Source organism: Bradyrhizobium sp. KZN70725 (assembly GCF_055264925.1).
This window is the reverse complement of record NZ_JBUYWT010000109.1, coordinates 1-10,227: the sequence shown is the minus strand read 5'-3', so window position 1 is coordinate 10,227 and position 10,227 is coordinate 1. Positions and strand designations below refer to the sequence as shown.

Genomic DNA, 10,227 nt, shown 5'->3' with positions numbered 1-10,227 from the left:
CAGCAGGTCGAGCAGGTGTGGGGACAGCATGACATTACGGTCCTTGCCGCCCTTACCCCGCTCAACGCGGATGATCATGCGCTTGCTGTTGATGTCGGAGATCTTGAGCGAGACGACCTCGTTGGCACGCAGCCCGGCACCGTAGGCCGCGCTCAGCGCCGCCTTGTACTTCAGGCCCGGCGCGGCATCGAGCAGCCGCGCCACCTCCTCGACGCTGAGCACCACCGGCAGCTTGCGCGGCTCGTGAATGACATGGGTGTGCTCGACGATCTCGTGGCGCTTCAGCGTCACCCGGAAGAAGAACCGCAGCGTCGAGACAGTCTGGTTGATGGTCGGTACACCAACGCCGCTCGAAGACAGATGGAGCTGGTAACGGCGCACGTCCTCGAAGCTCGCCGTATCCGGCGAGCGCCCGAGAAATGCGGCGAAGTTCTTGACCCTTTGCACGTAGTCATGTTGGGTCTTCGGCGCGAACTTGCGGATCGTCATGTCTTCGATCATGCGCCGGCGCAGCGGGCTCACTGCCTCGTCGGTCATGGGGATGCTCCTGTTTTGAGTGAAGGTTGCGAACCCCTCAATCTCAAGACAGGACGCCTCGTTGCGCTATCCTCTCAGCCGTGCTGCCAGCCGTCGTGCCCTACCGCGCGAGCGGTTTAGTCCTGTGGCCCTAATGCGAAGTCCGGCATGGTTCTGAAATCGTCCGCTTATCAGTGAATACCGGAAGAGGCCCAGAGATCTTCAAAACGATCGCTTTTGGACCATCAACAGAGATTTGCGTTTCCGAGCCGGGTGATTTGTCGCTTTCAATGGCTTAAAAATGAGCGCAAAAACAGGAACGCGCGCCCGCAGTGGACGTTCGAATCCAACGAAGCCACAATCGGAGGGGACGCCATGAAGTTGAGTACCCTCGGCGCAGTTGCGTGCGCGTTGGTTCTGTCGGGCGTGACGGCATCGGCGCAATCGAACTATCCGCCGGCCACCGCTCCCAGCGGGCAGAACTCTGGTGCTGGAATTCCAGGCCAGCCCGGTAATAAGAATGGGCCACCCGCGCAAAAGGGAACAGTTGGTTCGACGGCGACGACCAAACAGGGCGATATCACGACCCAGGAACAGGACTCCGCCCGCATCAAGGGGCTGCCCGGCAACAAGAGCGGAGAGCCGGAGAAGCGGCCACCGCCCCACTAGCGTGGGCCCAGGCGTCCCGGCATGTGGGCGCTGTCGACAACGCGGCGCGGCCAGTTGTGATAGCGGTCCATGTGCACCCGCATGGCCTTGCGAGTCGCGGCAGTGCTTGTTTCATAATTTCCAATGCGCATAAGCCAAAGTATCGCGACGGCACGCTGGCCGTAACCTTGCGCCGCTGCCGGCCGACGTCGACTTCACGCTGGGCGCTAGCTTGCCGATCTCGGGCCTGACTGCATGGCAAGGTCTGTTCCAGCACGGTCGCCTTCGGGCGGGCCAAAGCGTCCTCGCACACGGCGCGGCTGGCGCAGTCGGATCGATGGTGACGCAACTCGCGCAAGGCTGGTGCTTATGTCATCGGCACCGGACGCGCCGCCGACCGTCAGACGGTGCTCGATTTCGGCGCGAAGGAGTTCGTTGACCACTGCGAACGAACATCGGCAACGTCTCGACGCAACGCTCTCCTTGGAGTCCGGTCAGAGGATTCTCCAAGCGCGATACTTGAGCACGCTCTGGCGGCTCTACAGCATGATCGCGCGCGCCGTGACCGTGCTCTTCCTTCTTGGCTTCCTAAAGTTCGGAAGCGTCTGGCTGTTCGCGTAACCCTCGGATGCTCGGCTGAGTCCTCGGGGCGCGACAGCCTCGACCAAATTACGGGCCGCCCGTCCGTGCATCGAGATCATCCACCGCACCTGCCCCCGAACCCGATCGCGCTCGGCCGGCCTTCCTTTGGCTCGCCAGGCTATGTCCTTGATCCTGCCGTCGCCATCACGCCGGAGCGATGAGAGGGCGCTTGTTTGAGCGCGCGGTGAACATCAGCCGGCCTTTTGCCATCCCCAACTCGCGGCTCGAGGGCAGCGACCAATCTCCTCGCCCAGGCCTCAGATTTTGCGCCCCATTCTGCTCTGCCGCTCCTGACCGCACCTCGAGATGACGTGCGCAACCCGCTCACCCGGTCCCGCTTGTTCCCTTTTCCCCGTTGACCCGCCGTTCCGGCGCCGAGACCTGCTGGAGTTCAAGCCCGCCTCGACCAAGCCGACGACAATCGGTTCTTCTCAGGAAACGCCGGGCCTTTTCTCTGCATCGCCTGGAGTGCCATGCACCGTTGCAACGATGGCCTGGTCTAGCGCCGTCGAAGCGACTTCGGCCCCTGCGACGAAGAATTGTCCCCTTGACGCCTGCGGCGGCAATTCCCCGCGGCCGTTCGCTACGCTCACTCCAAAATTCCCCGTCGCGGGCGGGGCGCAGCGCTGCGCTCGCCCGCGGCGGCCTTCTTCACAGGCGCGCCCGAGATGCGGCTGCGCAAGCTGCTGGAAACCTCGCGCGAGGCGCAGAACGCTGTCTCCGAAAAGCTGTCAGGCCAGGTGCTCGGCGCGCTCTATGAGCTGCTACGTGGCCTGCACCGCGCCGCGCCCGGCGAAATCGAGGCGCTCGCCGCCCGTGATCCGCATCATCTCTATGCGGGCCTGCTAACGCTTCTGATGCGGCTGGTGTTCCTGCTCTATGCCGAGGACCGCGACCTCTTGCCGTCCTCGACCGATCTGCATCTGAAGCAGCTGTGGGACACCGGCTATTCGATCAAGACGCTGTATGCGCGGCTGCTGGTCGACGAGGCGCTTAACCCGGACACGATGGATGAGCGCCGCGGCGGCTGGGGTCAGTTGCTTGCGGTGTTCAGGCTGATACATGGTGGGCATCGCGACTGGATCACCGGGCGTGGCGGCAAGCTGTTCGATCCCGACACCTTTCCCTTTCTCGAAGGCCGCGAGGTTGGCAGCGCGCGCAGCGCAGCGACCGTCCTGCAGGTGTCCGACGGCACTATCCTGCGCATCCTGCACGGGCTGATGACCATCGAGGGCAGGGGCCTGTCGGGTGAGAAGATCCGCGAGCGGCTGTCTTATCGCTCGCTAGATGTCGAATCGATCGGCTCGGTCTACGAGACCGTGATGGGTTTTACCGCCGCGCGAGCCACCGAGCGCATGATCGCGCTGCGCGACGAGAAGAAGCTGCCGAATTTCATCGGGCTTGACACCCTTCTGGCCGAGAAGCCGGCCGATCGCCAGAAATGGCTGAAGGAACGCGGCATCAAGCTCTCGGCCAAGCAGGCCACGGGAAAGCACAATTCCTGATATCGGGTCATTGACATCTCGCCGATAGTGCAGCGCAACCATGTGGCCACAGATCAGCTGGCGGGCCTCGCCCGTTGCGATCGTGGCGAGAAGGCGATTTCCTTGAAAGATCCCGGCATACTCGCTGCAAAACGAACGCAGCGTCGCGCGAAACGCCGGATGTCGCCGGATCGCGGCCCGCCGTACTCCGGACATCATCAGACAGCCGCGACAGATCGAGTCGATTGCTTCCGGCCGTCGATGCCAACTACCGCCCCAAGGGTTGCGACGATGCGCTGATGTTCGCGATTAGATTATCTGGTTTTGAGATAATCTGTAAATCGCATTATTTGAACGACCCTCGATTCCGAGCGGTCGGTCATGTCTCGCACACTGCACTCTTCAAGACATCAAGCCTTGAAGATCTTCCTGATCATGAAAAGGAAAAAGGCGGGCCTAACTCAGGCGGAGGTCGCGAAGAAGCTCCGCCGATATCAATCCTTTGTCGCCACAGTTGAAGGAGGACAAAGAAAGATCGACGTCGTTGAGCTTCTTGCTTTTGCCGAAGCTATTGGCTTCGACCCGCGCGAGGCGATCAAGTACCTCCTCAGCGTCAAGCCCGACTAGTGGCCGAAACTCAATATACGACGGACCCGCGATCTTGCCTTTTCAACCTTGCGATCGACAGCAAGTTGTGTGGTTCGACCCCTTGGGGGTCGAAGATTTCGGTCCGAATGGCTATGCAGTTGATCGTGCGACCGTCGGGCAGAAGAAGACCGGGAGACATCAGCTCGACACGACTTCCCCCTGGATGAATAGTGGTTCAGGGCCGCGTTCATGAGCCGTGCGGGGTGGCTCGGCGGAACCACGGGACATGCCCGGCTGCGCAGCGGCGTTGTCTAAATTAAGTGTGTTGGCACTCCGCTTGTGTTGATGAAAGGCTCTTGGGGCGAGGATGGGAGCGGTAGACGCCTTCCTTAGGCCTCGTTACCTTGGTCGGCTTACCTCTCGGAAGCGGAATTAGCGGCGCTCTGGCCCTAGGGCAGCCACGGGCCAACACGGGAAGTAGGCAGCAACCGAATTGGAGTGTTATTAATACTCGGGAAGCCCGGCCTTCCGAAGCGCTTGATGATATTTCTGCCAGCCCGATGCATCACGGGTTCCTCGCGCTATCACTTCGAGAGATATCTTAGGTGTAATTCGTAGGGCGAGTTCAACTTGCTTTGTTGCCCGCACGGTATCGCCCATTTCTGCGAGCGCCGCCGCCATGTAAAGGTGATTATCGAGAGAATTTGGGTTTATGTGAAGGCCTCTTTCTGCAGAGGAAATCGCCCTCGTGAAGTCGCCGGCAACAAAATTGCAAAGCGTCTGAGCTGCGAAGAATTGACAAGCCATGGGATCGCGAGGGCTCAATCGAAACGCAATGTCAACTTGTGCCAATCCCTCATTTGGGCGATCCAAACTTGCATAACCTAAGCTTAGCAAAGCGCGTCCCATGGCGAGATTCGGGTTCAGCTCTATTGCCCGCTCAAGCAGACCGACACCCGACATCACTCGGCCCATAAACCACGATGCGCCGCCCGCGAGAAATAGCGCTGTCGGATCGTCACCTTGCTGCGCAAGTACGGTCTTAATATCGAGCGATGCCTGTCTTGCGTCCTGCTTCCAATCTTCCCCCCATTGCATATAGGCCCGATAACCCAGCCCGAATGCACGAACACCGTAGGATAGAGCGAAATCAGGGGCCATGGCGATTGCTTGGGTCGCAAGCTCGCCGGCTACGGTCACATTCTCCCGTGTAAACGTAATCAGCGCCATCATTCCACGCGCAACAAGCCCCCACGCATCCAGGCTGCTGGCAGAAAGCCGCCGGGATGAACCTGCCTCAGCGGCCAACACCTCTGGGTGGAGAGCGCCGACGATCCCGCTTGTCACGTCATCTTGTACGGCAAACAAATCGGTAAGCTCCCGATCGAAACGGTCCGCCCACAGTTGGTTTTCTGTTCGACCTTCCACGAGTTGGGCGGTAACTCGAATTCGATTTGCAGCTTTCCGTACGCTACCTTCCAGGACATAACGGACATCAAGCTGTGCCGCGATTTCTGAAACGCCCATCGACTTGGATTTATAATCGAACGTTGAGCTCTTTGCGATTACGAGGAAGTCCCGGGTACGGGACAAAAGGGTAATAATGTCTTCGGTCATACCGTCTGCAAAATATTCTTGCTCGGGGTCACCACTCATGTTCTGGAACGGCAGCACTGCGATGGACGGCTTGTCGAGAAGTGCAAGCGCCGGAGCGCGGCCCGCAAGCGAACCAGATTGCGCCTTCAAACCAGTCTGGCCACCAAGTTGAACCCGCCACGCGCGCATTGGTTCGGCGATGTTTTTCAGCACTTGCGGTCCCATATCATCGAAGATGACATCGACTTTGCCGCGGATCTGCCGTTGAGCGTCGTCCGAGATGCAGACCCCGCCCGGCTCTGCAATGCCCTCGAGCCGCGCGGCGATATTGACGCCGTCTCCGAAAATATCATTGTCGTCAATGATAATATCGCCGACATGAATGCCGATGCGGAAATCGATCCTGACATCTTGTGGCACTTCCGCATTCTTAGCAAACATGTTGCGCTGGACTTCAGCCGCGCAACGGGCAGCATCCACCGCGCTGGCAAATTCAACCAGCATGCCGTCACCAGTCGTCTTGACGATGCGACCTCGATGGGAGCCTATAGCTGGGTCAACGATGGCCTTTCTGGCAGCCTTTAGTCGGGCCAGTGTGCCTTCCTCATCCAAACCCATAAGACGGCTGTAACCGGCGACATCCGCCGCCAGAACCGCTGCTAGACGCCTTTCCACCCGTTCGCCGGTCAAATGCTGCTCCATCGTCGACCATTGCCGTCCCACATATCAAAGCACGGCCCTCCGGTACCGGCTAGAGCCGACTTCTGAAATGGGTCACAAGCGGCGACCTCGGCGCTACCCGGCCTGGTCCGCTCTCAATCAGGAGGCCGACATTCATGCGCTCGGGGCAAAGGACAGCAACGGGTCCATGAACCGACATGTCGGGGTCGAATCGACAGCGGTTGTGCAATGATCCCTATACCGCGAATTCGGACAGTGAAGCCTGCGCGCGGCGCTCGAACATGAGGGCTCCCTGGCGCCTAGCGATGTCGGCGGCGGTTGCGAAGGCCGATCGCGCCTCAGTCTTGTTGCCGCGGTCGAGCGCCAGCAAGCACGCACCACGCAGGCGGTAGATTTCGGGCATGTAGATGCCGACGCCAACCTCGTCGACTCCTGCGATTGCGCGGTCGAGATGACCGAGCGCGTCCGCCGCCCGACCAGCGGCAAGCAGCACCTCGGCTGCAAGGCCGAGATAATATTGGGGCAGCGGACCGGCCGCCGTGGCCTTGCCGATCTCGGCATCGATCAGCCGTACGGCATCCGCAGCGGCGGCGCCGGTTGCGGTCGCCCATCCGACCAGGATCAGGCTGCTGGCGCGCCATGGCGGTAGGCCGAATTTGTCGGCCAGCGCGGCCGCGCGATGCGCCGCCGCGTACGTTGCGTCGCGGTCTCCCCAGAGCTGGTAGCCGATGCCGGCGTTGTGTAGCCCGTGCGCAAGACTGTTCGGGTGGTCGAGCATTTCGGCCAGCGCAATGCCTTGCATGAAGTGCGACTTTGCCTGTTGTTCGTCGCCCGATAGCCGCAATGAATTGCCGCACTGGATGTGGGCGCAGACGGCGGGATCGTGGCCACCAAAGGTGTGTGCGAGATGACGATGCTGTGTCATGTCGTAAAGCGCGATGACGTGCCTGCAGCCGTCCAACGCGCCGCCGACATCGCCGCGAAAATAGGCTGTTGAAAACTGGCAATGATAGGCTTCGAGCAACAACTCGCGATCGCCGGACTGCTGCGCGAGCGACACCAGTTCGCCCGCACGGTCGCGCGCCAGCGCGGTCTTGCGCCTGAGGTTGGCGTTGATCCAGAGCCCCCATTTGGCCTGGAAGGAGGCTGAGCCGTCGCCGAGCTGGTCGCCGATCTCGCTGGCCCTGGTATAGGCTGCTTCGGCCTCGGCGCTTTGCAGGCCGTGCGCGACCACCGATGCTGCGCCGAGCTTGAGCCAGAATTCCAACTGCCGGTGCCGGCCGTCTTGCGGCGACATGGTTTCGGCGAGCCTGAGACCCGCCGTGAAATGCGCGATCGCCTCCACGTAGGCCGAGCGGCTAACGGATTGGTTGCCAGCGCGCATGCGATAATCGCAAGCAAGAGAGAACTGTCCCGCCTCACCGAAATGATAGGCCAGCAACTCTGGTTCCTTCGCGGCGACGTCGCCAAAACGCTGCTCCAGCGCCAGAGCGATGCGCCCGTGCCATTCGCGGCGGCGCATCAGCAACAGGCTTTCATAGGCGGCGTCGCGCACCAGCGCGTGCTTGAAGTTGAAGCTCCGCTCGAGGCCACGGTCCTCAGGAAAGACAATTCCCGCGGCAACCAGCTTTGCCAGCATGTCTTCCAGTTCGTCGTTGTCTTTACCGGCTACCGCTTCCAGCAAGGCAAAGGTGAATTGCCGGCCGATCACTGCGGCAATTTGGGCCACCTCGCGGGCCCCGCCTAGACGGTCGAGGCGGGCCATCAGCGAGTCCTTCAGCGTCGCAGGCACCGAATCCTCGCCCGCCGATTCCATCACGCTTCGGGTCAGTTCTTCGACAAACAGCGGCACGCCGTCAGTCTTGGCGATGATCGCGGCAATCGTGTCCGCCGTCAGTCCATGCGCGGCAGCGACGCTCGCGACCACCAGCATGCATTCGGGGCGGCCGAGTCGTCCGAGCGTGATCAGCGTGGCGTGTGGCCTTGACAGCCATGGCGGCGTGAAATCCGGTCGCGCCGACACCACGACAAGGAGCCGCGAGCGGGCGATGCTGTCGGCCAATCGCGTCATCAATTCGATTGTGGTCGCATCGATCCAGTGCGCGTCTTCCAATACGGTCAGCACCGGATCGTTGTCGCTGGTCCGCTTCATGATCTCGACGATCAGCGCCAGCGTTGCGGCCTTGCGCTGCGCCGGCGGCGCGGCGGGAGCTGCCTCAGCCAGCGGGATCGACAACAGCTCGGCCAACAGCGGCAGCGCAGACGGATCGGTGATGTGCCGCGCGCCAAGAAGCGAGCGGAGTTTCTCGGTGCGAGCATCCGATGGATCGCCAGGCGCAAGGCCGGCGACGCGGTTGAGATATTGGATCACCGGGTAGAGGGCGCTGTCGCTGTGATAGGGAGAGCATTGAAGATTGATGCGCGCATGAGCTTCGGCCGCAAGCTCTTGCTGCAGCGCCTCGATCACGCGCGATTTGCCGATTCCGGCTTCGCCCGTCACGGTCACGATCTGACCTTCGCCTTGCTGCGCCAAACGCCAGCGTTCGCGCATCAGGCCCGTTTCGTGCGCTCGACCGACCAGCGGAAGGCGTTTCGCGCGGATCGCAGCAAATCGGCTTTCGACCGAGGCTTCGCCGCACACGCGCCAAGCTGGCACCGGGCGGGAGAAGCCCTTGAGCTCGTGCACGCCGGTATGGGTGAGTTCGAAAAGGCCGCCCAACAATTTTTGGGTGGACTCGCTGATAATGATGCAGTCTGCATCCGCAAGCGCCTGCAGCCTTGCCGCTAGGTTTGGCGTTTCACCGACGATGGTCCGCTCCTGAGCCGAGCCGGTACCGATGATTTCGCCGACCACGACCAGGCCAGTTGCGATGCCAATCCGCGTCTGCACGCGGGCCCCGTCGGGCAATTCAATTGCACTAACTTCCGATAGAATTCCAATGGCGGCGCGAACCGCGCGTTCCGCCGCATCCTCGAAGGCCCGGGGAAAACCGAAATAGGCCAATACGCCATCGCCCATGAACTTCGCGACGAAACCACCGTAACGTCCAATCGCGCCCGCCACCGCGTCTTGGTACCGCCGGATCAGGCCGCCGAGCAGCTCCGGATCGAGCTTCGCCGAGAGCGCCGTAGAGCCGACCATATCGGCGAACATGACCGAAACCTGCCGCCGCTCGGCATCGCCAGAGCCGGACGCCTCAGCCGGAACTTTGCCGGGCGAAGGAGCCTCCTCCTGGCCGGCAATCGGGGCTGCTGCGGTCTTACCCGCCGCGATCGCCTTCAAAAGCCTGCGGCGATTGCCTAGTGAGAGACCCAATTGCGCGAGATCATCGTCATCGAGGTCGGGGAGAATATCGAGGCCGATGTCATTCGCCTCAAACGCATCGGCGTATTGCTCCAGATTGTGCTCACGCAACCAGTCGCGTAGATCGCTCATGCCATTGATTCCCCCCACACCCGGCTCCCCAAAGGTAGATTGGCACATCTACAGGATCTTGGGGTACAAGACTTTGGGTGCGGGATTTCGAGCGACTGAAGGAACGACCCCTCGCCTTGGGTCACGAACGTCCCTCTCTGCAATAGACGGCGCCTGTCGATTTCCGCTATACCGCCGTTGGCTACCGAGGTAGTGTGGCAGTGCACTAGACGCGATGGGCCATGTGCGAACATCGCTCAATCGTCCTCCGTTGGTCCGATTGCCCATTGGTTGTGGCCGCCCCTCACTCCATCACTATAGCGTGGTCGCTGTCTGCCGGTGCTACCGTGGAGCGCAGCGGAGGGGACCCTGGATGCCGACGGAGAGGCTTGCGATGCGCCGTGTGCGCGATGTGATCAGGATGAAGGCGGCTGGGCTATAGAGCACCTATTCTCGAATCAGGTGCTCATCAAAAAATCACAAGTGATTCTGACGACTCAAGTTTTCGGTTGGGCCGGGCCTCAAAAATGTGGGTAATCGTAAGCTGTCGTTCGTGAAGAACTGGCGCCGGCGCCCGGCTTAAGCGGTGTTTCGAGCCGGGACGGTCTCGAAGAAGGCTCGGATGATGACACGCAAGAGCTCTGCGAGCCATCGCAG

The 10,227-nt window shown here is 61.2% G+C and carries 6 protein-coding genes and 1 pseudogene; 4 read left to right on the top strand and 3 right to left on the bottom strand.

Features of this window, described 5'->3' with window-relative positions:
- The coding region (locus ACZBJS_RS41085) for a tyrosine-type recombinase/integrase (protein WP_463440201.1) at positions 1–537 on the bottom strand (537 nt) is incomplete at its 3' end.
- Between the two features lie 354 nt (positions 538–891).
- Between ACZBJS_RS41085 and ACZBJS_RS41080 the strand changes: the two genes are divergently transcribed.
- From ACZBJS_RS41080 to ACZBJS_RS41065, 4 genes and pseudogenes are all read left to right on the top strand, one after another.
- A complete protein-coding gene (locus ACZBJS_RS41080; RefSeq protein WP_463440200.1) occupies positions 892–1,185 on the top strand; it encodes a hypothetical protein in 294 nt (97 codons plus the stop codon).
- 160 nt (positions 1,186–1,345) lie between these two features.
- Positions 1,346–1,604 (top strand): annotated as a pseudogene (locus ACZBJS_RS41075) (zinc-binding dehydrogenase); the annotation flags it as partial.
- An 870-nt stretch (positions 1,605–2,474) separates the two neighbouring features.
- Positions 2,475–3,311, top strand: a complete 837-nt coding sequence (locus ACZBJS_RS41070; protein WP_316398209.1) for a hypothetical protein — start codon at positions 2,475–2,477, stop codon at positions 3,309–3,311.
- A gap of 396 nt (positions 3,312–3,707) precedes the next feature.
- Positions 3,708–3,917 carry a helix-turn-helix domain-containing protein gene (locus tag ACZBJS_RS41065; protein WP_316398208.1) on the top strand — a complete coding sequence of 70 codons (210 nt, stop codon included), beginning with the start codon at positions 3,708–3,710 and terminating at the stop codon, positions 3,915–3,917.
- Between the two features lie 465 nt (positions 3,918–4,382).
- Here ACZBJS_RS41065 and ACZBJS_RS41060 read toward each other — a convergent pair whose 3' ends face one another.
- Positions 4,383–6,164, bottom strand: a complete 1,782-nt coding sequence (locus ACZBJS_RS41060) for an adenylate/guanylate cyclase domain-containing protein (protein ID WP_316398207.1) — start codon at positions 6,162–6,164, stop codon at positions 4,383–4,385.
- A 226-nt stretch (positions 6,165–6,390) separates the two neighbouring features.
- Entirely contained in the window at positions 6,391–9,639 is a 3,249-nt protein-coding gene (locus ACZBJS_RS41055) for an AAA family ATPase (RefSeq protein WP_463440199.1), read from the bottom strand.
- Between the last annotated feature and the right edge of the window lie 588 nt (positions 9,640–10,227).

What these genes read in the sequence shown, in the direction of transcription:
- ACZBJS_RS41080 (WP_463440200.1), top strand. Translation starts at nt 892, where the DNA reads ATGAAGTTGAGTACCCTCGGCGCAGTTGCGTGCGCGTTGGTTCTGTCG.
- ACZBJS_RS41070 (WP_316398209.1), top strand. Translation starts at nt 2,475, where the DNA reads ATGCGGCTGCGCAAGCTGCTGGAAACCTCGCGCGAGGCGCAGAACGCT.
- ACZBJS_RS41055 (WP_463440199.1), bottom strand. Translation starts at nt 9,639, where the DNA reads ATGTGCCAATCTACCTTTGGGGAGCCGGGTGTGGGGGGAATCAATGGC.